At 45.5% G+C, this 24,182-nt stretch carries 21 protein-coding genes; 13 read left to right on the top strand and 8 right to left on the bottom strand.

What is annotated here, in order from left to right; translation table 11 throughout:
- Positions 1-221: 221 nt before the first annotated feature.
- Complete coding sequence (prmA, locus tag OCV81_RS15265) at positions 222-1,067, top strand: 50S ribosomal protein L11 methyltransferase (RefSeq protein WP_148330803.1); 846 nt, start codon at positions 222-224, stop codon at positions 1,065-1,067.
- Between the two features lie 21 nt (positions 1,068-1,088).
- Here the strand turns inward: prmA and OCV81_RS15260 are convergent, their stop codons facing one another.
- Complete coding sequence (locus OCV81_RS15260) at positions 1,089-1,799, bottom strand: DNA alkylation repair protein (RefSeq protein WP_148330802.1); 711 nt, start codon at positions 1,797-1,799, stop codon at positions 1,089-1,091.
- Positions 1,800-2,107: 308 nt separating this feature from the next.
- Between OCV81_RS15260 and trpB the strand changes: the two genes are divergently transcribed.
- From trpB to OCV81_RS15210, 10 genes are all read left to right on the top strand, one after another.
- A complete protein-coding gene (trpB, locus tag OCV81_RS15255; RefSeq protein WP_022353684.1) occupies positions 2,108-3,304 on the top strand; it encodes a tryptophan synthase subunit beta in 1,197 nt (398 codons plus the stop codon).
- 11 nt (positions 3,305-3,315) lie between these two features.
- The gene (locus OCV81_RS15250) at positions 3,316-4,716 is read left to right on the top strand and encodes an anthranilate synthase component I family protein (protein ID WP_148330801.1); all 1,401 of its coding nucleotides are present in this window, start codon (positions 3,316-3,318) and stop codon (positions 4,714-4,716) included.
- A 6-nt stretch (positions 4,717-4,722) separates the two neighbouring features.
- Positions 4,723-5,289 carry an anthranilate synthase component II gene (locus tag OCV81_RS15245; protein ID WP_022353686.1) on the top strand — a complete coding sequence of 189 codons (567 nt, stop codon included), beginning with the start codon at positions 4,723-4,725 and terminating at the stop codon, positions 5,287-5,289.
- 49 nt (positions 5,290-5,338) lie between these two features.
- Positions 5,339-6,337 carry an anthranilate phosphoribosyltransferase gene (trpD, locus tag OCV81_RS15240; RefSeq protein WP_072542071.1) on the top strand — a complete coding sequence of 333 codons (999 nt, stop codon included), beginning with the start codon at positions 5,339-5,341 and terminating at the stop codon, positions 6,335-6,337.
- 3 nt (positions 6,338-6,340) lie between these two features.
- Entirely contained in the window at positions 6,341-7,135 is a 795-nt protein-coding gene (gene trpC / locus OCV81_RS15235; protein WP_148330800.1) for an indole-3-glycerol phosphate synthase TrpC, read from the top strand.
- Positions 7,132-7,755 carry a phosphoribosylanthranilate isomerase gene (locus OCV81_RS15230; RefSeq protein ID WP_148330799.1) on the top strand — a complete coding sequence of 208 codons (624 nt, stop codon included), beginning with the start codon at positions 7,132-7,134 and terminating at the stop codon, positions 7,753-7,755. Before trpC ends, OCV81_RS15230 begins: the two co-directional genes overlap by 4 nt.
- A gap of 12 nt (positions 7,756-7,767) precedes the next feature.
- Positions 7,768-8,547: a tryptophan synthase subunit alpha gene (trpA, locus tag OCV81_RS15225; protein WP_148330798.1), complete on the top strand. Its 780-nt coding sequence runs from the start codon at positions 7,768-7,770 to the stop codon at positions 8,545-8,547.
- Between the two features lie 86 nt (positions 8,548-8,633).
- The gene (locus OCV81_RS15220; protein ID WP_148330797.1) at positions 8,634-9,683 is read left to right on the top strand and encodes an asparaginase; all 1,050 of its coding nucleotides are present in this window, start codon (positions 8,634-8,636) and stop codon (positions 9,681-9,683) included.
- Between the two features lie 105 nt (positions 9,684-9,788).
- Positions 9,789-10,475 carry a response regulator transcription factor gene (locus OCV81_RS15215; protein ID WP_148330796.1) on the top strand — a complete coding sequence of 229 codons (687 nt, stop codon included), beginning with the start codon at positions 9,789-9,791 and terminating at the stop codon, positions 10,473-10,475.
- 14 nt (positions 10,476-10,489) lie between these two features.
- On the top strand, positions 10,490-12,265 hold the full coding sequence (locus tag OCV81_RS15210) for a sensor histidine kinase (protein ID WP_148330795.1): 1,776 nt from the start codon (positions 10,490-10,492) through the stop codon (positions 12,263-12,265).
- Between the two features lie 96 nt (positions 12,266-12,361).
- On the opposite strand, the gene OCV81_RS15205 is transcribed toward OCV81_RS15210, so the two are convergent.
- The 7 genes from OCV81_RS15205 to mutY form a co-directional block, all read right to left on the bottom strand.
- Positions 12,362-13,315 carry a M23 family metallopeptidase gene (locus OCV81_RS15205; RefSeq protein WP_262640401.1) on the bottom strand — a complete coding sequence of 318 codons (954 nt, stop codon included), beginning with the start codon at positions 13,313-13,315 and terminating at the stop codon, positions 12,362-12,364.
- 82 nt (positions 13,316-13,397) lie between these two features.
- A complete protein-coding gene (locus tag OCV81_RS15200) occupies positions 13,398-14,954 on the bottom strand; it encodes a peptide MFS transporter (protein ID WP_148330793.1) in 1,557 nt (518 codons plus the stop codon).
- Positions 14,955-15,060: 106 nt separating this feature from the next.
- On the bottom strand, positions 15,061-18,060 hold the full coding sequence (locus OCV81_RS15195; RefSeq protein ID WP_148330792.1) for an AsmA family protein: 3,000 nt from the start codon (positions 18,058-18,060) through the stop codon (positions 15,061-15,063).
- Between the two features lie 37 nt (positions 18,061-18,097).
- Positions 18,098-18,745, bottom strand: coding sequence for a 4'-phosphopantetheinyl transferase family protein (locus OCV81_RS15190; RefSeq protein ID WP_148330791.1), 648 nt, complete (start codon positions 18,743-18,745; stop codon positions 18,098-18,100).
- A 1-nt stretch (position 18,746) separates the two neighbouring features.
- Complete coding sequence (gene gldE, locus OCV81_RS15185) at positions 18,747-20,108, bottom strand: gliding motility-associated protein GldE (protein ID WP_148330790.1); 1,362 nt, start codon at positions 20,106-20,108, stop codon at positions 18,747-18,749.
- Between the two features lie 41 nt (positions 20,109-20,149).
- Positions 20,150-20,581: a single-stranded DNA-binding protein gene (locus OCV81_RS15180; RefSeq protein ID WP_148330789.1), complete on the bottom strand. Its 432-nt coding sequence runs from the start codon at positions 20,579-20,581 to the stop codon at positions 20,150-20,152.
- Positions 20,568-21,650 (bottom strand): A/G-specific adenine glycosylase, encoded by a 1,083-nt coding sequence (gene mutY, locus OCV81_RS15175; RefSeq protein ID WP_148330788.1) that lies wholly within the window; start codon positions 21,648-21,650, stop codon positions 20,568-20,570. Before mutY ends, OCV81_RS15180 begins: the two co-directional genes overlap by 14 nt.
- Positions 21,651-21,857: 207 nt before the next feature.
- Here mutY and OCV81_RS15170 point away from each other — a divergent pair, with 207 nt between their 5' ends.
- On the top strand, positions 21,858-22,133 hold the full coding sequence (locus OCV81_RS15170; RefSeq protein ID WP_007563675.1) for an HU family DNA-binding protein: 276 nt from the start codon (positions 21,858-21,860) through the stop codon (positions 22,131-22,133).
- Positions 22,134-22,375: 242 nt separating this feature from the next.
- Positions 22,376-23,950, top strand: coding sequence for an Rne/Rng family ribonuclease (locus OCV81_RS15165; RefSeq protein WP_022352996.1), 1,575 nt, complete (start codon positions 22,376-22,378; stop codon positions 23,948-23,950).
- Positions 23,951-24,182 lie beyond the last annotated feature (232 nt).

Here is a 24,182-nt window from a genome sequence, read left to right as displayed (position 1 = left end):
AAATCTTATAATTCAGCACTATAAATTTAATACTTTTATCGCTATGTTTCTAATTATCACTGAAATATATTTATTACTATTTCGAACTCACGTTATTTTACCTATTAGCAAACGACAGAATATCCCTACATATAGGGATTGTTTTTCGCGTACGACGAACCCATAATGTCAAGGATTTTATGTACATTTGTCTGAGATTCTATTTTAAACCGCACAAACGTATGAAATATTTTGAAGTGACCTTTACCGCACAGCCGTGCAACGAGACCATCACAGATGTATTATCGGGACTGACCGCCGATATCGGTTTCGAAAGTTTCGTGGAATGTGAAAACGGCATGAAGGCCTATATCCAGCAAAGCCAGTTTGATGAAGCAGCCCTCAAGCAGGTAGTGGAGAATTTCCCGATACCTGATACAGCCATTACCTACTCCATCGCGGAACCGGAAGACAAAAACTGGAACGAAGAATGGGAAAAGAATTTCTTCCAGCCCATCGTCATCGACAACCGCTGTGTAATTCACAGTACCTTCCACAAAGACTACCCGAAGGCTGAATACGACATCGTGATTAATCCGCAGATGGCATTCGGTACAGGACACCATGAAACCACCAGCTCCATCTTGGGAGAACTGCTGGAAGCCGACCTGAAAGGAAAATCCGTACTTGATATGGGATGCGGCACATCCATTCTGGCTATTCTGGCCAGCATGAGAGGAGCTGAAAAAGTGACTGCCATCGATATTGACGACTGGTGCGTGAATAATTCGCGCGACAACATTGCTCTGAACGGTATCTCCAACATCACCGTAGCGCTGGGCGACGCTTCCCTGCTGGAAGGACATGAACCGTTTGATGTCATCATCGCCAACATCAACCGCAACATCCTGTTACAGGATATGCCGGCTTATGCAGCTTGCATGAAAAAAGGCTCCGAACTGTATATCAGCGGATTCTACACAGAAGACATTCCGGTATTGCGTGAAAAAGCGGAAAGTCTAAGTATGGAATACGTACACCACCGCGAAAAACACAACTGGGCAGCCGTAAAATTTAGAATGAAATAAAAACCAAAACAGCAAAGGCTGTCAACGCTTCAATGCCTTGACAGCCTTTTTCATCTCTTCACTTACGCGATAAGATTCGCCGATTTTCTGAAGGGTCTTGCGGAAGGTAAAATCATCCAAGTGACAGTTTTGGAGAAAATCCAAAGTCTTTTCAGGGAATTTTACCAGACAAACCGAAAGAGCCCATGCCACAGCCATACGTACGTAATATCCTTCGTGACGGATACCATCGAGTAAGGAAAGCAATTCATCCACATGATCCGTATCCAGAAAATAACTCATACCCATCACTACACCGAAACGGACTTCATACTCACCCGAGGCTTTCATCCATTCCTTCAGGTATTCCCAAAGACGGGCTGAATGACGGCGAATAAACGCCTTCCCGCCTCCAAACTTAAACGTATCGCACACCGACCAGCTGTTGATGTTCCACACAAAGCAGGTGACACGGTGCAGATACACTTCCACATCTTCATCGGGCTGGATGCAGCCCAACACCATTCCCTGCAACATGCGTTCTTCCATGTAATACCCGTCGGCTGTTTCAAGGTAATTTTCCCAGTCGCTCTTGGCAATCCTTGCAGCCAGTTTCCGCAACGCCGGCAAACGAATGCCCAACACATGTTCCACACCAGGGTGAAGCCCTTCTGTAAACTTGCGGTTCCCATCCGCTGCGAGTATCAGCAGATGTTCTTTGACGGTCAAACCGTCCAGTCTGAATTCCTCCATGACCTTATTATATACGCGATTTTAAAATTTCGGGCAAAGATAGGAAAAAGTAAAAAAATCACACTCTTTTGTTTGGAAAATTCAAATGAATCGTTACCTTTGCGAACGAAACAATAAAAAAACAAGAAAAATAACATTATGAGACATTCAATGGTAAATACATTCTTCTGGTGGCGCCGCTTACAACTTCACAAGTCGTAAGGGAACTCAGTCGCATGTATATACCTCAAGAGATATAATATCACGAAAAGGCTGTCGTAAACTTACGACAGCCTTTTTTGTTTTACCCCTAAAATACAAATACACTCATGAAAACTTATCAAGTCAATCAAGAAGGATTTTATGGAGATTTTGGTGGAGCCTACATCCCGGAAATTCTCCATCGCTGTGTGGAAGAATTACGAAACGCCTACCTTAAGGTACTAGCAGACGAAAGTTTCCAGAAAGAATATCAAGCCTTGCTCAAAGACTACGTAGGACGCCCCTCTCCTCTTTACCTCGCCAAACGGTTGTCGGAAAAATACGGATGCAAGATCTACCTGAAACGGGAAGACCTGAACCACACGGGAGCCCATAAAATCAACAATGCCATCGGCCAGGTACTTTTGGCCCGGAGAATGGGCAAGAAACGAATCATTGCCGAGACAGGAGCCGGACAACACGGTGTGGCAACCGCTACGGTATGTGCCCTGATGGGAATGGAATGTGTGGTCTACATGGGAAAGACCGATGTGGAACGCCAGCGGGTGAATGTGGAACGTATGCAAATGCTGGGAGCCAGAGTGGAAGCCGTCACCTCCGGCAACATGACCCTGAAGGACGCCACCAACGAAGCCATACGCGACTGGTGCTGCCACCCGGAAGACACGTATTACGTGATTGGTTCTACGGTAGGCCCTCACCCTTATCCGGACATGGTAGCCCGTCTGCAATCGGTCATCAGTGAAGAAATCAAGAAACAGCTGATGGAACACGAAGGACGTGACTATCCAGATTACCTGATGGCCTGTGTAGGGGGCGGAAGCAATGCCGCCGGCACCATCTACCATTATCTGGACGATGACCGGGTGAAAATCATTCTGGCAGAAGCCGGAGGAAAGGGTATCCACAGCGGATTCTCGGCCGCGACCATCCAGTTGGGACGCTTGGGAATCATCCACGGTTCCAAGACTCTGGTGATGCAGAATGAAGACGGACAGATTCTGGAACCCTACTCCGTATCCGCCGGACTGGATTATCCGGGCATCGGCCCCATGCATGCCAATCTGGCCGCACAGAAACGGGCTACCGTACTGGCCATCAACGACGATGAAGCCTTGCGTGCCGCTTTCGAACTGACCCGGTTGGAAGGCATCATTCCGGCATTGGAATCGGCTCATGCCCTGGGAGCCTTGGAAAAAGTCAAATTCCAGCCGTCTGACATCGTAGTCCTGACCGTATCGGGAAGAGGAGACAAAGACATCGAAACTTATTTGAGATACAAAAACCACCCTGAACAATTTTAAACGAGAAAACAATGAAAACTTTTGCTTATACAACCAGCTATAAAACACTCCCCGGTGATTTGCTGACCCCGGTAAGCACGTACCTGAAAGTACGCGACTTGTTCCCGCAGAGCATCTTGCTGGAAAGTTCAGATTATCACGGAGTAGAAAACAACCGCTCCTTTATCGGACTGAACCCCATCGCCAGTTTCTCTGTAAACCACGGAATCGTCACCACTGCTTTTCCGGATAAAAGCCGCGAAGAACGTCCCTTGACTCCGGACTTCCAGGTGGAAGATGCTTTCAAGGACTTCCTGAAACATTTCGAAGTGAAAGGTGAATATGCCCGCTACGCCGGTGTGTACGGTTATACCACGTTCAATGCCGTCCGTTATTTCGAACCGATTCCGGTGAAAGACAGCAGCGACCCCAAAAACGATGCACCGGAAATTCTCTATATTCTCTACAAATACCTGATTGTATTCAATGATTTCCAGAGCGAAATGGTATTGGTGGAACTGCAGGCAGACAACGAGCCGAGCCACATTGACGAAATTGAAAAGGCAGTCCACAACCGGAACTATACGACCTACGACTTCCGGGCGGTAGGTGAAACGACCAGTACCCTGACCGATGAAGAACACAAGGCCAACATCCGCAAGGGCATCGCCCACTGCAAGAGAGGAGATGTGTTCCAGATCGTACTTTCCCGCCGCTTCATCCAGCGCTATGAAGGCGATGACTTTACCCTCTACCGTGCCTTGAGAAGCATCAATCCTTCTCCTTACTTGTTCTACTTCGATTTCGGCGGGTTCCGTATCTTCGGTTCTTCTCCCGAAACACACTGCAAGATTGAAGACCGAAAAGCAACCATCGACCCCATTGCCGGTACGACCCGCAGAAGTGGAGACAAAAAGACGGATGAAGCCCTGACCCAAGCCTTACTGGCCGACCCGAAGGAGAATGCAGAACACGTGATGCTGGTTGATCTGGCCCGCAACGATCTGAGCCGGAACTGCCACCATACGCACGTGGAATTCTACAAGCAACCGCAATACTACAGCCATGTCATCCATCTGGTAAGCCGGGTTAGCGGTACCTTGGATGAAGGAGCCGACCCCATCAAGACCTTTATCGATACGTTCCCGGCCGGTACCCTGAGTGGAGCTCCGAAGGTGAAGGCCATGCAGCTGATCAGTGAAATCGAGCCGCACAACCGAGGCGCTTACGGAGGCTGCATCGGGTTCATCGGATTCAACGGCGACTTGAACCAGGCCATCACCATCCGCACCTTTGTAAGCCGCAACAACGAACTCTGGTTCCAGGCTGGAGGCGGCATCGTAGCCAAGAGTAACGAGAACAATGAACTACAAGAAGTAAACAACAAGCTGGGAGCCCTGAAGAAAGCCATTCTCCTGGCTGAAAAAAGATAACACACCATGAAAATTGTCATCATCGATAACTATGACTCATTTGTATACAACCTGAGTCACCTGCTGAAAGAGCTGGGAGCAGAAGTCACCGTAAAACGCAACGACCAGTTCCAACTGGAAGAACTGGAAGCATTCGACAAGATTCTTCTCTCTCCCGGACCCGGCATTCCGGAAGAAGCCGGACTCCTGCTGGATGTCATCCGTACGTATGCCGGAAAGAAACCGATTCTCGGCGTTTGCCTGGGTGAACAGGCCATTGGCGAAGTGTACGGAGGTAACCTTACCAACCTGGATGAGGTGTTCCACGGCATCCAGAGTACCATTACCCTGACCACACCGGACTATCTGTTTGAAGGACTTCCCTCACAAATTCAGGTCGGAAGATACCACTCCTGGGTAGTGGACCAGAAAGGGCTTCCGGACTGTCTGGAAGTCACTGCCGTCAGCAAAGAAGGCTATATCATGGCGCTCCGTCACAAAACCCTCGACGTACGCGGCGTGCAGTTCCATCCGGAATCCGTGCTGACCCCCGACGGCAAACAAATGCTGGCCAACTGGATACAGCACCGATAAGCCTCTAAAAGAACCCCATTTGATAACTGATAAAACTTTGACATACAATATGAAACAAATACTGAAACGAATCTTCCACCACGAAGAGCTGACCCGTGAAGAGGCCTGCTCGCTGATGCACAAAATGACCGGTGGTGAAATGAACGAGGCCCAAACTGCAGCCTTGCTGGCTGCTTTTCAGATGCGGGGCGTCACGGTAGACGAACTGATTGGCTTCCGGGATGCCTTGCTGGAGGCCTGTGTACCTATCGACCTTCATGAATTTCATCCGATTGACATCGTAGGAACTGGAGGAGACGGAAAAAATACCTTTAACATTTCTACCTGTGCCTGCTTTGTAGTGGCCGGAGCCGGCTACCGGGTAGCCAAGCACGGCAACTACGGAGCCACCTCAGTGAGCGGGGCCAGCAACGTCATGGAACATTACGGAGTGAAATTCACCAATAACCCGGATAAACTGAAACGGTCGATTGAAGAGTGCGGCATGGCTTATTTGCATGCTCCCTTTTTCCATCCGGCCCTGAAAACCGTGGCTCCTGTCCGGAAGGCATTGGGCGTACGTACCTTGTTCAACTTACTGGGCCCGCTGGTCAATCCCTGTCATCCGGCCTGCCAGCTGCTGGGGGTAGCCGACCTGCAGCAGATGCGGCTTTATACCAATACCCTCCAGAAACTCGGTATCCAGTTTGCCGTGGTCAACAACCTGGACGGATACGATGAAATCTCGCTGACCGATGAATTCAAGGTCATGACCAACCGCTATGAAACCATCTACCGTCCCTCTGAACTGGGCTTCTCGATGGCACGTCAGGAAGAACTCTACGGAGGAAAGACCCCGGAAGAGGCAGCTGCCATTTTCGACCGTGTGCTTCACAATGAAGGCAGCAAAGCACAGACTGATTGCGTACTAATCAATGCTTCCTTTGCCATCCAGGCTTTGGAACCGCAAAAGAAAATAGAAGAATGTGTGGCGTTGGCCAAAGAATCGCTCGAAAGCGGAAAGGCACTGGCCACATTACACAAATTCCTTACTCTTAACCAAGAATAAATTATGACTACTGATATTTTACAGACTATCGTCGCCCATAAACGTACAGAAATTACCCATCAGGAAGAAGCGGTATCCCGCGACTTCCTGATACGGCAATTGGAAACGAATCCTTCCCGTCCGACAAAAAGCCTGAAACAAGCATTGGCCAGCTCTCCGACAGGCATCATCGCCGAATTCAAGCGACGCTCTCCGTCCAAAGGATGGATAGCTCCAGAGGCAGACCCGACAATCATTGTTCCGGGTTATGCACAGGCTGGTGCTTCCGGCATCTCAGTGTTGACCGACCAGGAGTTCTTTGGAGGAAGCCTGAAAGATTTGCAGACCGTCCGTCCGCTGGTCCAGCTTCCGGTGCTGCGCAAAGATTTCATCATCAGCCCTTACCAGCTTTATCAGGCCAAATTGGCAGGAGCAGATGTGGTTCTCCTCATTGCAGCCGCCTTGACCATCGACGAATGTAAAGACTTGGGCAAACTGGCCCATCAGCTGGAAATGGAGGTGCTGTTGGAGATTCACGCTGAAAAAGAGCTCGACTACCTGCATGAATATGTAGACCTGATTGGGGTGAACAACCGCAACCTGGGTACCTTCCATACCGATGTGGAGAATTCCTTCCGCCTGGCCCAAAAACTTCCCAAAGAACTTTTATGGGTATCCGAAAGCGGTATTTCCCAATCAGAGACGCTCAAGCAATTGCGGGAAACCGGATTCAGGGGCTTCCTGATGGGAGAAAGGTTTATGAAAACCCCTTCCCCCGCACAGGCATTGTCAGACTTTCTTCAAGCAGCAGCCCTATGATTGTCAAGGTTTGCGGCATGAGGGACGCTGAAAATATCCGTCAGGTAGAACAAGCCGGGGCCGACTGGATGGGATTCATCGACTACGAACGTTCTCCACGTTATGTAGAAGGAGTACCGGAGTATCTTCCGGTCTCATTACAAAAGGTAGGAGTGTTTGTCAATGCTTCCCTTCCACACATTCAGGAACGAATCGCTGACTGGCATTTGGATTTCGTACAGCTTCATGGCAAGGAATCACCCGAATTTTGCCAGCAGCTTCAAGCTACAGGGATGAAAGTCATCAAAGCATTCTCCTTGCGTACGCCAGAAGACGTGCAGGCAACAGAAGATTATATTCCATTTTGTGATTATTTCCTGTTCGATACTCCCTGCCAAGGATATGGAGGTTCCGGAAAGAGTTTTGACTGGGAACTGTTGACCCACTATCAAGGTTCGGTTCCCTTCCTACTGAGCGGGGGACTGAACCCCACCAGTTTGGAAGCATTGGCTGCTTTTCATCATCCCCGCTGGGCCGGCATTGACCTGAACAGTGGTTTCGAACAGGCACCTGGAATGAAAGATGCCTCTTCCCTTTCCACTTTTATTCATTCATTCAAACAAAACAAGTACAACTTTTAAAAATTAGTAATTATGAACCGTATTGACCAATTATTCCGCACACACAAAGACCACATACTTTCCATTTATTTCTGCGCAGGTACTCCCACTCTGGAAGGAACTGCCGAGGTAATCCGCACGCTGGAGCGCAAAGGTGTACAAATGATTGAAGTCGGAATCCCGTTCAGCGACCCGATGGCCGACGGACCTGTCATCCAGCATGCAGCCACTCAGGCCCTGCGCAACGGCATGACCCTCCGCACCTTGTTCAGCCAACTGGAGCATATCCGCCCGGAAGTACAGATGCCACTGGTATTGATGGGCTACCTGAATCCTATCATGCAGTATGGTTTTGAGAATTTCTGCAAGAAATGTCAGGAGTGCGGAATCGATGGAGTCATCATTCCCGACCTGCCTTTCAAGGATTATATGAACGAATACCGTCCCGTAGCCGACAAATACGGACTCCATGTCATCATGCTGATTACTCCGGAAACCAGCGAAGAACGTATCCGCCAAATCGACGAACACACCAATGGATTCATCTACATGGTCTCTTCGGCTGCCGTCACAGGAGCACAGAAAGAATTCAATGCACAAAAACAAGCCTACTTCCAGCGTATCGAACAGATGCACCTGCGGAATCCACGCATGATTGGCTTCGGCATCTCCAATAAGAATACTTACGAGGCAGCCGCCGCTCATGCAGCCGGATGTATCATTGGAAGCAAATTTGTCAGCCTGCTGGAAGAAGAGAAAAATCCAGAAAAAGCTATCGACCGACTTTTAGAAATGCTGAAAAAGGAGGAATAATTAATCATTCTGTTATTTTTATAGGGTTAATTTATCGGTATAAACATATTTTTGCTATCTTTGTGCCAAACTAAACGAAGAGCCAAATGATAAAACCAGATTATCCTTCCGTATTACTCATTTACACAGGAGGAACAATCGGTATGATTGAAAACCCCGAAACCGGTGCCTTGGAAGCTTTTAATTTTGACCAGCTTCAAGAAAACGTACCGGAACTGAAGCGATTCAACTACCGTATTTCCTCCTATCAGTTTAATCCTCCCATTGATTCCTCTGACATGGAACCGGCTTTGTGGGCGAAACTGGTAAAGATTATCCAATATAACTACGATAATTTTGACGGTTTCGTCATCCTGCATGGTACAGATACGATGGCTTATACAGCCTCTGCCCTGAGTTTCATGCTGGAAAACCTGAGCAAACCGGTTATTCTTACTGGAAGCCAACTACCTATCGGAGTGCTGCGCACAGATGGAAAGGAAAATCTGATTACCTCCATTGAAATCGCCGCAGCCAAGCATCCTGACGGAACAGCGGTTGTACCAGAGGTATGCATCTTTTTTGAAAACCTTCTGCTTCGTGGAAACCGTACCACAAAAATCAATGCAGAAAATTTTAATGCTTTCCGCTCTTACAATTATCCGGCATTAGCAACTGCAGGAATCCATATCAAATATGAATACGACCGCATCCGAAAAGCAACCCCCGACATTCCGATGCACGCTCATTATGTTTTTGATACCAATGTAATTATCCTGACCCTCTTTCCTGGAATTCAGGAAAACATCGTACGCACAGTACTCAATACTCCCGGGCTGAAAGCGGTGGTACTGAAAACATACGGTTCAGGAAATGCCCCTCAGAAGCCTTGGTTCATCCGCTTGCTTTCTGAAGCTACAGCGAAAGGCATTGTCATCGTAAATATCTCGCAATGCCAGACGGGAATGGTAGAGATGGCACGTTATGAAACCGGACTTCACTTATTGGATGCAGGAGTAATCAGCGGCTATGATGCTACAGTAGAAAGCGTATTGACCAAACTGATGTTTCTACTTGGACATGGACTTAGTCCTAGGGAAATACGCAATGACATGAGTCGCTCCATAGCCGGAGAGTTCACCAAACCCACATTGTAACCCAAATGTAATATCTATTTCATAAGGACGAAACAAAAAAGGGTCATCTTTGTAACGAAAACTAAATCATACTGAATTTTGTATTAATCCTAATAGAGAATGCACATGAACGATTATCGGATTTTAGTCGTAGACGATGAAGAAGACCTGTGCGAGATTCTGAAGTTTAATCTCGAAATGGAAGGGTATACCGTAGATACAGCCAATTCTGCTGAAGAAGCATTGAAATTGGATCTTCCGCACTACAATTTGATTTTACTGGACGTGATGATGGGAGAAATTTCGGGCTTTAAAATGGCCAGCATGATGAAAAAGAACAAGGATACAGAAAATATTCCTATTATTTTCATCACAGCCAAAGACACTGAAAACGATACGCTGACCGGGTTTAATCTGGGAGCGGACGACTATATTTCTAAACCATTCTCACTCCGTGAAGTCATCATGAGGGTAAAAGCTGTATTGCGCCGTACAGCCGGAGTGCAGACACAGGTTCCTGAACAGCTCACTTACAAGGGCTTGTCTGTCAATATTCCAAAGAAAAAAGTAACCATCAACAATGAAGAAATTTCATTAACCAAAAAAGAATTCGAAATCCTCTTGCTGCTACTCCAAAATCAAGGAAGAGTATTTTCACGCGAAGAAATTCTGGCCAAGGTCTGGCATGATGAAGTGTATGTGCTCGACCGTACCATTGACGTAAACATTACCCGTCTTCGGAAAAAAATTGGTGAATATGGACAATGTATTGTGACCCGCCTCGGCTATGGTTACTGTTTTGAATGTGAATAAAGGGCTGTAGAACCATGACAAAATTTTCCTATCGCATCCTCCCTTTCAGCCAGAGGTTGTTTTTTTCTGTCATATTCTTATTCTTGGGATATGCAGTATGCTTTATGCTGTTCCAATACAAACGCGAAAAAGCCTATAAAATAGAACTGCTGAACACACAACTACAGAATTACAACAACCAGCTGTGCGATTTCATTTCCGAACACCACGGATTCAACCCGGATTCCATGCAGCGTTATGTGACCACTCACATGATGCCTAATCTGCGTGTGACCCTCATTGAACCCTCTGGAAAGGTGATTTATGACAACACCAATGCCAACTGGCAGAAATTCGCCAACCATTCCTCCCGCAAGGAAGTACAAGATGCACTGATGTATGGAAGCGGTTATTCCATCAGCCGACAGTCGGAAAGCATTCAGGGAGAAGAATATTTCTACTCGGCACGCTATTTTCCCCCGTATCGTCTCATCATCCGGGCCGCCCTACCCTATAACCTGAGCCTGGCTGAACACCTTCAAGCAGACTCCGGCTACCTGTGGTTTGCCCTTGTCATCTGCCTGGTATTGATTTTTATCTTCTATCGTTTTACACGAAAGCTAGGAAAATCCATCACCAAACTGCAGCAGTTTGCGATGAAGGCCGACCGCAATGAACCCATTGACATGGATATTCTACAGACGTTCCCTAAAAACGAATTAGGTGAAATCTCACAACATATTATTAAAATATACAAGCGTCTGCACCGAGCCAAAGAAGCTCTTTACATTGAACGCGAAAAGCTGATTTCTCACCTCCAGACATCTCATGAAGGTTTGGGAGTCTTCACCAAGGAACGGAAAGAAATTTTGGTCAACAACCTGTTCACGCAATACATCAACAACATTTCTGACCGGAACCTGCGTTCCACCAATGAGATTTTCGACATTCCGGAACTGAAACCCATTATCGAGTTTCTGAACCGGAACGAAGGTAATCTCAATAAAGAGGAAAAACGCTATTCCCTGCATATCAATAAAAATGCCCGCTCTTTTACCTTGGAATGCATCATTTTCCAAGATATGTCATTCGAAATATCCATCATTGACGTAACCCAGGAAGAAGAGCAGGCTCGCCTGAAACGCCAACTGACACAAAATATTGCCCATGAACTGAAAACTCCTGTCAGCAGTATTCAAGGATACCTGGAAACCATCATCAACAACCCGAACATCCCACAAGAAAACGTACGGGTATTTCTGGAAAGAAGTTACGCACAAAGTAACCGCCTGACCTTCCTATTACGCGATATTTCTGTACTGACACGGATGGACGAGGCGCCGGAAATGGTAGAAAAGGAATCTGTCAACTTAAGCAAGATTGTAGAGAACATTCTGAATGAAGTCACATTGGGACTGGAAGAGAAACACATCACCGTAGTCAACAAGCTCCCGCCGGAAATCATCTTGACCGGAAGCAGTTCGTTGCTCTACTCTATCTTCCGGAACCTGACCGACAATGCAATCGCCTATGCGGGAACCAATATACAAATCACCATCAAATGTTTCCGGGAAGATGAAAAGTTCTACTATTTCAGCTTCTCAGACACAGGCGTGGGCGTTCCGGAAGAACATCTCAACCGTTTGTTCGAACGGTTTTACCGAGTAGACAAAGGACGGTCACGGAAACTGGGAGGTACAGGTTTGGGACTGGCCATTGTCAAGAATGCGGTTCTTTTCCATGGAGGAACTATTTTCGCCAAGAACATGCCGACCGGAGGACTGGAGTTTGTCTTTACCTTAAAAAAATAAGCAAAGAAATTTTCCACGCGCACAAATACATCATAAAAAAGCCCTGGCTTTCCTTTCCATCAGGATATGCCAGGGCTTTTTATATCACTCGCACAGTCAGCGCTTTCCCTTCAAGTTTTTCAGATATTGCTGTTTCTCCCGTCGAGTCATTTCCTTCATGATCAGACTTTGCGGATGCTGCGCCGTAAATACAGGGACCGTTCCGGGGTACGGCTTACAGGTCTTTTTCTCGTCCGTGGCCAGCACAGGAACAAAAGAATGATATCCACGCCCTTCTATGGCATATTCCTTATCTGAATCCCGGAAACATCCGCTCATTTGCACCCGCAAATGAGAACCTTGACGATAGTTTCCTGCTCCAATCACTCCCAATGGCATACCAGCCTCTACCTTATCACCCGGTTTCACGAACACTCCGTTCTCCTTAAACTGTTTATAGGTAGCAAAACTCCCATCCTTATGATAAACCACCACATAGTTTTCAGTTCGTGCATAAATTTTGGTTTTCTCTTTCTGCAAGGCATCAGATGCCTGATGTTGGCAAACCTCACAAACTAAACCGCCTCGCATAGCATAAACTGTATCTCCCTCGTTCATCCGGAAAGCCAGTCCCGTCACTTTGGTCGGTTTCTTCTTCCGAAAGAAGTCCTCCAGCGCAGTCAAAGTCCGCACATACACCTCTTTCCCCGGTGCCACAGTAGGAAGATATACATAAGACGAATCAGAATCCATTTTCCAGTTTCCTTTGTAAATACGAGTCTGATAGGCAAATCCTATCGGCACCTCTTCCGTTTCACGTTTCAAGGTAAGCAACCGGTTACTTCCATGTCCTGACACATAAATATACGGAACACCTTGACTTAGAGCCGAAGCACCCGTAAGTTTCGTAAACATAATCTGAATTGTGTAGGGATAATAAGAAGTATTATCCGCTTTCAGCAGATAATTTTTGCCCACCGCTTCATAGGAAATCCTGACATCCTGTGCGCACAATGAAAGACCCGCCCACAGAGCCATTCCCACCAGTGAAGTCAATCGTTTGAAAAACATACTCAGCATAATTAAGATAAAAACAAAAATTCCTCATGCACAAAATGTCATGAGGAACTTAATCACATAATATCAAGCAATTTTATTTTGCTACACGTTCCAGCCATTTCACCATGAACAGCATGACTCCCATTGAAATGAGGCATACAATCATGAAAATAGCCCAGCAATATCCTATAGGAATGGCGTTATACATAAGAGGACCAATCCACAACAGAAGATTACCTACAGCAGTCGCACCCAGCCATAATCCCTGGCAAAGTCCCAGAAGATGCTTTGGAGCTACCTTCGAAACGAATGACAATCCAAGTGGAGAGATAAACAACTCGGCCACGGTAAGCAGGAAGTAAAGCACAATCAACACCCATGCACCTGCCTTTACCTGCTGGTCAATAGGAAGTTCACGATATTCAGCAGCAGAAGGATAACCCATAATAAGTGAATATGCAGACAGGAAGAGATAAGCCAGACCTGCGATGAACATACCGATGGCAATCTTACGCGGAGTAGAAATCTCCTTTCCTCTTCTTGAAAGAGAACCAAAAATCATCATGATAATCGGAGTCAATGTAATCACAAAGAAAGGATTCACTGCCTGCCATATTTCCGGAGCAATGGTAGATGTATCTACGAAGTCTCTCGCAAAGAGTGAAAGTGAAGTACCGTTCTGATGGAATGAGAACCAGAAGAAAATAACCACACCCAGCACTGCAAACAAAGCGTAAAGACGCTGTTTGATTTCCTTCGCCATGGCAACCTTTTCTTCTGCTGAATAAGTGACAGCAGCTGCGGCTTCTTTCTTTCCCGGATTTGGGAACTGACGCTTGGTCACAAAGAAGATAATCAAAGAAATAAGCATTGCGGCTACAGAGGCCAAAAATGAATAGTGAATACCTTCATTAAATATCTGCAAATATTGTGCGCAAGAAGCAGCCATATCGGTAGTTGCACCTACGCACTGTGACATCAGCTGATTCAAGTTGCCCATAGCCTCAGCCGACATGCCGTCTGCACCTTTCGCTATATATTCATGGCACAGAGCAGGAAGGCCCGCATTGTAGACCATATTGTGTGCACTCAACCACCAGCTTCTCAACAGAGGAGCGATAAACGGAGCGATAAGTCCACCAATATTGATAAATACATAAAATATCTGGAATCCGGAATCTCTCTTGCTCTTGGCTTCAATCAGTTCCTTTTCCCCCTTATTAGCAGCCTCTGCTTCAAGGTCATCGTACATCTGACCTACAATGGCCTGAAGGTTTCCCTTAAACAGCCCGTTACCAAATGCGATGAAGAACAAGGCGATACAAGTTAGTGTAAGCAACCATGATGTATTGCCTGCATTGGCAGTAATAGGAATAGATAATGCAATATATCCCACAGCCATGACCACGAGACCGGCCATGATTGTACCTTTATAATTCTGCTTTCTGTCGGCTATCAGCCCCCCAACAAGACTTAACAGATAAATACCTGCATAAAAGAACGAATAGATAAGTGTACTTTTTTCCTCACTTATACCAAATTTAGAACAAAGAAACAATACCAGCACGGCATTCATGATGTAGTAGCCGAAACGCTCCCCCATGTTAGAAAGTGCAGCAGGTATTAGACCTTTAGGATGCTTGTTAAACATAAATAATGAAGATTTTAATAATTAATAGTGTTAATACTCGTATAAATTCTGTCTCTAGTTCGCAAATATACAATTATTCAGATAAATAAGCAAAATGGATACCTATTTACTCAGCCCCATCCGGAAGTCTTCCTCTGTACGTACGGCTTATTACACGTTCAAAACTGTGAATAATGTCTACACCCATATTCACACGCGTACTGTCCACTTTCCGGATGGCAACAGGAGTCACTGCATCTTTATACTTTGCTTTGCCGATACGTATCTTCATTTTGTCAAGATTTCCGGTAATATTCACTCCGGCCTTGAAAGGCAAAGGCGACTTTAATACAGAAATATGGTAATTGAAATTCATATCCAATCCCTGAGTACCTCCTACTGCAGCTTTGTAACGGTCTATCTGAAGCAAAAATGGATATACTGTTACGTTCCCGTCCTTTACAGTCAAATTGACCGAGATACTGTCGAACACATTCCGTTTCTTGTTTTTGAACATCAGCGTCTTGGATATTTCAGCAAATGTCTCTCCGTCCATCAGCACCAGACTGTCACCCTTGATATGCATAGCCGCTCTCAAGGTCGGAATCTTTACATTCAGGTTGGAATCAAGCACAGCCTCAGCAGCCGCATCAAAATCCACCATTCCCTTGAACGAACGAAGCATCGGTACAATCGTGTCAAGTGAAGGAATGAAATCCACCAGTTTACCGATATTTACCTGCCTCAACCGGAAATCAAAACCGGCATAGCCGCGCGTCTTCTTACGGGCACGGTATACCAATGTAGTCTCCACATCCGCCTCCAGTCCTCGCATCGTCAACTTCTTCAGATAAACCGCCTGATTACGGATATCGACCGCTCCACGTACATGCTCAAAGACCATATTACCGTAAGTCACCTTGTTCAAGTTCGTTTTCAGTTCGAAATCAATATTGGAAGGGATGACAAACAACTGCAACGGTTCGGAGCTTGACACCGTATCGGTTTCTGCCTGGAGCGTATCCTGAGGAAAATTCAACGCATTAATCAACTGATTGCAATCCAGATTGCGTGAAGATATATCCAAATTAGCTTTCAACATCTCACCCTTTTTCATAGCCGCATACAATCCATGTACCGCACCACTCGCTGTAAGACTGGAACGCCCGATACGCAAACTGGCGTTCTTCAACGTAATGCACCGGTCACCTATTGTTACCGCTGTTTTCCGCATTCTAATCGGCAAGGCAAGCTCAGGCGTCCGGAAAGTAAGGCGATTGAAACCCACAATACCCTTCGGAAGCCAAAGTGAGTCGCGCACCTTTTCTGCCGACAAATTAAAACCGCCCTTATCCATTCCCATCTTCATGTTTCCTATCCGGCAGAAAAGCGTATCTGTTTCCAGTGCCAGCTTTAGACGAGGCATAGACGGATTCCGTTTACCGGGCTGCAAATGCAACGAAGCTTTTGCCAGCTTACTGAAGACCTTCAATGAATCTCCCATCTCCCCTTTCAGACGCCTCATCTGCAACTTGCATTCCACATCAATCAAACGGGTTGTATCCTGCGGATTTGTAGATTTCACTGCAGCTTTCAATTCTTCCAGTTCGGCAGAAATAGCCGAAGCATGGAGTACCGCCTTCTGAATATGTATCTGTGCAGCCAGATTATCCTCACCTGTAAAGCGAAGAGCAGCATGACTCGTAAATTCAAAATTCTTCTTTGTATCACGCAGAAACAGATTCTGCATATCCAGCTTTCCTTTCAAGCGCACACGCCCCCAATCTTGTTTCCGAAGAGACGACAAACGACAGTGCAAGCGGAAATCGGCCCCGACCTGTCCGCCAATCGACACACCTTCCTGCAAAGGGAACGTCTTGGCCAATGCCGTCAAATCAATTTCCGAACGCGTATTAAAGGTAATATCAGGATCCCCCAGTAAATCTTCCACCTTTCCATCAGCCAAAATATCTGTATGAGCTCCTTTAAAACGAAAGATCTTTAAATTAGCATACGAAGATTTACGCCGCATGAAATCTACATATCCGTTAAATTCTGCCGTAAGGTCATCCACCCCATAAGGTAAGCCCGCATATTGAGCCGAAGCGTTACGAATGTTCACATGCAAGGTAGCTTCCGGCATCTGCTGCTTCCCATAATGTCCTTTCAAGGTTCCTTCCATCAGGACCTCCCCCTTAGCCGTCAACTCCTGACGTTTCAATATACTTTCTGGAATCATCTGTAACACAGTCTCCAAAGAAGGTGCATGCAACTTGTAAGATAAATCCACCACAGCAGAACCTCCTACACTGTCCCGTCCCAATGTCCCCGACAAGTCCAGTGCTATTCCGTTAAGAGTCAGTCCAGTCTTTTTTAATACTAGCTGCCTTGAAGCTCGGTCTAGTTGCATATCCGCACGTAATCCAACCGCCAGATGGTTCATCAGCAACTGTCCATCCTGCCAGAAAAGAAGATTCTCGTTGTCATATTCCAACGCCAAAGAAGCATGCGTTTTCTTCAAAGCCGCCTTCAGATTCAGGTTTAAATTCTGTACCTTTGCATAAACTCTGGTATCCCGGTCATCAAACGTAACATTGGTCCGTTTCAGCGATACACGCTGAATATCTATCTCCTGAATCGTTACATTCTCCTGCGCCATTGTATCTTCTTCCACACATTCCTCTGCACCCTTTACAATGTCCCAGTTACTTTTTCCTTCTTTGTCCTTAAAAGCGTATATCGATGCATCTTCCAGCCCCAAATAACGAAGACTGATTTTATCGTTCAACAGATAATCCACCGGATTTACCACCACCACACATTTCTTGAACGATACCAGCGAATCCGTTTGCTGCCAAAGCGTATCCCGCATAGTTTTGGATATCAGTATGCCATCCGTCACTTTCAAACCAAAACGAGGGAAAGTAGAAAAGAAGGTCAATTCTACGCTTTTCATTTCCAGATGTGCATCCAGCGTACGGTTAGCCACATTCAAAACCACCGGAGTCAGTTTCTCCGGTGTAAAAATAAAATTTATCAGGACAGCCACGGCTAGCAGAAAAACAGACAGACATGTCCCCAAAGCAATAATCACAAGCCGAACCGTTCTACGAATTTTTCTGTTCATCTTTTTTCTTTCATAAACAATCTCATTGTCCGTTTGTTCAATCAACCGATTTCCCGACACAATAAGTACAAACGAAATCAGGATGTATAAGATAATGAATCCGATAACAAAATTCATGTTCCGGATGATATGACTCGCCTGCCAGGATACCGGAGGACGACAATCTGAAAGGTGCAATTCTCAGATGTCGCAAAAAATCCACTTCTGTACAATTCATCACCTTGAACATGGTTTCTTTCGCCGACCAGTGAAGCAACAGCTGATACAACTCTTCCTTCTCCTGCATCGCTTCGCCTTCAGGCAATTCGTCTTTCCGCACAAAACGCGACCTCACTCTTCTCACCTTATCACCATACTGTTCGATATCGATTCCCGGTATAGCCGTCTTATGCAGCCCTACTGCCACATAATTCCTTGTATGAGAAATCGATATATGTTCCGATTCACCTATCAGAAAAGGTCTGCCCGAAGGTTCGTGACCCACCTGTATTTCTCGCCCCGTCATTGCATACAAAAGTACCCTCACAGCCAGAAATTCCAGCTTGCGGGAAGAAGCTTTCAAACATGCATATTCCGCAAGCGCCGACATATCCGACACACTTGCCCGAAGTTCTTCCAACGACTCAGTCACGTGCCAGATACCCCACATTCCCCCTTCTTCATCCCATTTCCTTAGAAGTGGCATATCAATTCTCTTTTTCAGTTTTTTCTTCCGGAACGGCAGGCAAGACCGTTACTTTTACCTTCAGAATACGACGGGAAGTCATCTCCAGCACTTCAAAGCGATAATTGGAATAATTGATAATCTCATGCAGGACAGGAAATTCACCTTTCAGTTCCAACAACAACCCGGCTAAGGTATCCGCATCGCCCGACACGTCCTCAAACACTTCCTGACTATCCTTGATGACTTTATAAAAATCCGAAAGCAACGTCTTTCCCTCAAACACATATACATTCTCGGTCAGTTTCACATACGTACGTTCTTCCTCATCGTATTCATCGTTGATTTCACCTACAATTTCTTCAATGATATCCTCCATTGTCACAATACCGGAAGTTCCACCAAACTCATCCACCACCACCGCAATGTGAATTTTATTTGCCTGAAAGTCACGCAATAAATCACCAATCATCTTGTTTTCTGGTACAAACAATGCCGGACGAATCAAGTTCTGCCAGCGAAAATCACTTCCCTTATCCAAATACGGAAGTAAATCCTTGATATATAAAATTCCCTTTATGTTGTCACGAGTTTCTTCATAAACGGGAATTCGAGAATACCCATTTTCATTGATACATTTCAGTACATCGGCAAATGATTCATGAATCTCCAAATCTACAATATCCAGACGAGAAGTCATCACCTCCTTCGCCGTCTCCTCTCCAAAACGAATAATTCCCTCCAGCATATTCCCTTCTTCCGAGGTCTCATGAATATCCGTCAGCTCCAGTGCCTGCGACAATTCATTGACAGAAAGATTCCAGGCTTTTTTCCGCTGGCTAATCCGGTTTAAGAAAAAAGAAGAACGTACCAGCAAGGAAGATAACGGCCAAAATACCGTACGCAATACTGAAATGACCGGTGCTGCTTTCCGGGCAAAAGGAAGGGTATGCTGTGCCGAATAAATCTTAGGCATGATTTCTCCAAACAGCAACAACAAGAACGTCAAGACCACAGTCACAATCAGAAACTCTAGAATCTTTGCATTTCCAAAGTCAATCACGCTGGCAAAGACATAATTCAGCAGCATGATAATGGTCACATTTACAAAGTTGTTGGAAATCAGAATTGTAGCCAGCAAGCGTTCCGAATCGGCCAGCAAATCTTTTATTTTTACATCCGAAGGGTGATTTTCCTCCTCTATTTCACTCAAATCAGAAGGAGAAAGCGAAAAAAAAGCAATTTCTGAAGCAGACACAAAACCCGATACATACAACAATGTAAGGGCCAGAAATAAAGCAAAAGCAGCCCCTAATGAAAGGGGCATTACGGTAATTCCGTCACATAGCTCCGACAAACGGAGCAAACACGAGTCAGGATCCATCCTATAATATTCCTATTTTTTAAATTAAAGACAATCTGAAATCAGAACGGCAGATCATCCGAAGGGTTACTTTCCGACTGGGCCGGAGCAGAAGCTGTCGATATCGGCTGAGATTGAGCAGGGGCTGTCGGCTGAGCAGAACGCGGTGTCAACATTTCCATGTTATCACCAAAAATCTCTACCACATAACGCTTCACACCGTTCTGATCATCGTAAGAACGAGAACGAATCTTCCCTTCTATGTATAACTTGTCACCTTTGTGCACATATTTCTCTGCTGTTTCCGCCAATCCGCGCCACAATACAATGTTATGCCATTCGGTACGTTCCGGCACTTGTGTTCCGTTAGCCAGCGTATAGGCACGGTCCGTAGTTGCCAGCGGGAATGTAGCCACAGCCACTCCACTATCCAGGTATCTCACTTCGGGATCTTTTCCCACATTTCCAATCAATTGTACTTTATTCAATGACATGATTATGAGTTTTATAATTTGGTTTCAAAAGTAACGAAAAAAAACGAGATATCAAGCGCGACACAGGGAATTTATGCAATTCATCAACTCGAATGCGCTGGTATCCAGAAAGGAAAAAATCTTCCCCATCCAATACCACTTCATAGCATTTGGCATGAATCACCCGGTGCGACAACACATGTTTGATTTCCGGCGATACCAGACGAAAAGAAACCACCCGACAACCTTCCAGCAATTTTTTCAATTCCGGGAGCGAGAAAATTGCCTCTTCCCCCACCTCCCGTTCGGTCTCAATCAGCGGAAACTCATATAAATTTTGCCAGATATCTCCCGCCTCCCGTTTCTTTATATAAGTATATGCGCCCGCATGCACGTAAATATATGAAAAATAACGGTCAAGTACTTTTGTCTTCCGGGCTTTCCGAGGAAGCTTGTCTACCTGATTTTTCTGTAAGGCCACGCAACTATCTGCCAGCGGACAAAACAGGCAAGAAGGCGAGGAAGGTACACATTGCAAGGCCCCGAAATCCATGATAGCCTGATTGTATAAAGCCGGACGCGACTTGTCCATCATCTCATCTGCCAGAGAGGCAAACAATTTCTTGCCTGCACCGGTATCAATCGGTTCCTCCACTCCCATCCAGCGCGACAATACCCGATACACATTTCCATCAACCACGGCATACGGCAAATCGTACGCAAAAGAGCAAATAGCCGCAGCTGTATAATCTCCTACTCCTTTCAAGGCTCTCACTTCTTCATAAGTTGTAGGAAAACGTCCTTTATCTGCAATCACCTTTGCTGCTTCATGGAGATTACGGGCCCGCGAATAATATCCCAGCCCCTGCCAGCACTTCATCACTTCGTCTTCTGAAGCGTTCGCCAATGCATCTACATCAGGAAAATGTTCCATGAAACGGCAATAGTAATCATATCCCTGCACAACCCTGGTCTGCTGAAGAATAATTTCCGATATCCATATTTTATAAGGGTCTTTCGTTTCACGCCAAGGCAAATCCCGTTTGTTTTCCTTGTACCAATCTATAATCTTATCTGCAAATAAATTCATCCGGTATATATTTAGCTGCAAAAATAATATATTTGCCCGATATACGCAGACAAACCTCCTATTACAGTCTCCTAAAAGGATGGAAAAACTTCAAAAAGCACGACTTTTCAAAAAAAATGTTCCTGATATATTTCCAAAAGAAGCAGAAAAGCTATATATTTGCAGTCCAAAAAATTAAGATAACGTATAACAATAATTATTAGCGCAATGACTAAAGCAGATATTGTAAACGAAATTGCCAAGAACACAGGTATTGACAAGGCAACAGTATTGGCGACCCTTGAGGCGTTCATGGGATCAGTAAAAGAATCTTTGTCGAAAGATGAGAATGTCTACCTCCGTGGTTTCGGTAGTTTCATTGTGAAAAAAAGAGCACAGAAGACTGCTCGTAACATTTCTAAGAATACTACTATCATTATCCCAGAGCACAATATTCCGGCATTCAAACCAGCAAAAACATTTACTCTATCAGTAAAAAAATAATTAACATTTAGTATTAACCTATAAAATTTTGAAGCTATGCCAAGCGGAAAGAAAAGAAAAAGACATAAAATGTCTACTCACAAGCGTAAAAAAAGACTGAGAAAGAACAGACATAAAAGCAAAAAATAATTGTTAGTCTGTCCGACTTCAATAAAGAACAAACTTGCAAAGCTAAACAAAGTCTTTCAGGTTTGTTCTTTGTGTAATTAGCAATCTATTAAAAACAAAAAACCAAGCAAAAAGTGACAAGCGAATTAGTAGTAGACGTACAGCCCAAGGAAATATCTATCGCTCTCATGGAAGACAAGAACCTGGTAGAATTCCAGAAAGAAGAACGGAACCTTTCGTTCTCTGTCGGCAACATGTACGTAGGAAAAGTCCGGAAACTCATGCCCGGCCTCAACGCCTGCTTCGTAGATGTAGGTTTTGAGAAAGACGCTTTTCTTCACTATTTAGACTTGGGACCACAATTTCATTCTTACCAGAAATACCTCAAGCAAGTCATCAGTGACCGGAAGAAACTTTATCCCATGTCGAAAGCTTCCATGCTTCCCGACATTGACAAGGACGGAACAATCTCCAGTGTACTCCAGCAGGGACAAGAGGTCATCGTACAGATTGTCAAGGAACCCATTTCCACAAAAGGGCCGCGCCTGACCTGCGAATTGTCGTTCGCCGGACGCTATCTGGTACTGATTCCTTTCAATGACAAGGTATCCGTCTCTCAAAAAATTAAATCCAGCGAGGAAAGAGCTCGCCTCAAACAGCTGCTACAAAGCATCAAACCCAAAAATTTCGGGGTGATTGTACGCACCGTGGCCGAAGGAAAACGGGTGGCAGAACTGGATGCGGAACTGAAAGTCTTGCTGAAACATTGGGAAGAAACCATCACGAAGGTACAGAAGGCCACCAAACTGCCCTCATTGGTTTATGAGGAGACAAGCCGCACCGTAGCCATGCTGCGCGACTTGTTCAACCCGTCGTACGAGAACATTTACGTCAACGACGAAACCGTGTATAACGAAGTAAAAGATTATGTAGCGCTCATTGCCCCCGAGCGTGCAGGCATCGTGAAGCGCTACACCGGCCAACTTCCTATTTTCGATAATTTCGGTATCACCAAACAAATCAAGTCCTCTTTCGGAAAGACCGTTTCCTATAAAAGCGGAGCTTACCTGATTATCGAACATACTGAAGCACTCCACGTGGTGGACGTAAACAGTGGAAACCGTTCCAAATCGACCAACGGACAAGAGGCAAATGCACTCGACGTAAACCTGGGCGCAGCTGATGAGTTGGCACGCCAGCTCCGGTTGAGAGATATGGGCGGAATCATTGTGGTGGACTTCATCGATATGAACCTGGCAGAAAACCGGCAAAAACTTTACGAGCGCATGTGCCAGAACATGCAGAAAGACCGGGCCAAACACAACATCCTTCCTCTGAGCAAATTCGGACTGATGCAGATCACGCGCCAGCGGGTACGTCCGGCCATGGATGTCACTACCGATGAAGACTGTCCCGTTTGTTTCGGAAAGGGGAAAATCAAACCTTCCATCCTGTTTACCGATACCCTGGAAAGTAAGATCGACTATTTGGTCAACAAGCTGAAAGTGAAGAAATTCACCTTGCATATCCATCCTTACGTAGCTGCCTACGTAAATCAGGGATTCATGTCCCTGAAACGCAAATGGCAGATGAAGTATGGATTCGGCATCAAAATCGTTCCGAACCAAAACCTGGCTTTTTTACAGTATAAATTCTTTGACGTACACAACCAGGAAATGGATATGAAGGAAGAATTCGAAATCAAATAATCAGAAGGCCGCCTCCCTGAAAATGCGGAGACGGCCTTTTTTGTATCCTTACCTTTCTTTATTCAGAAACTCCAGTACGAAATCACCTCGTCACGTCCGCAGAGAAAACGCATCAAAATTTCTTTAACAGGATTTAGTTTTTAATGTTTGTATTTATCTGATTATCAGGTTGTTTAGTTTGCATGTGTCGATGTTTTTCATTATCTTTATAATAAAAAACAGATAAATATGG

This window comes from Phocaeicola fibrisolvens, assembly GCF_025567125.1.
GTDB classification, from domain to species: domain Bacteria; phylum Bacteroidota; class Bacteroidia; order Bacteroidales; family Bacteroidaceae; genus Phocaeicola; species Phocaeicola fibrisolvens.
This window is presented reverse-complemented; position numbering and strand designations above follow the sequence as displayed.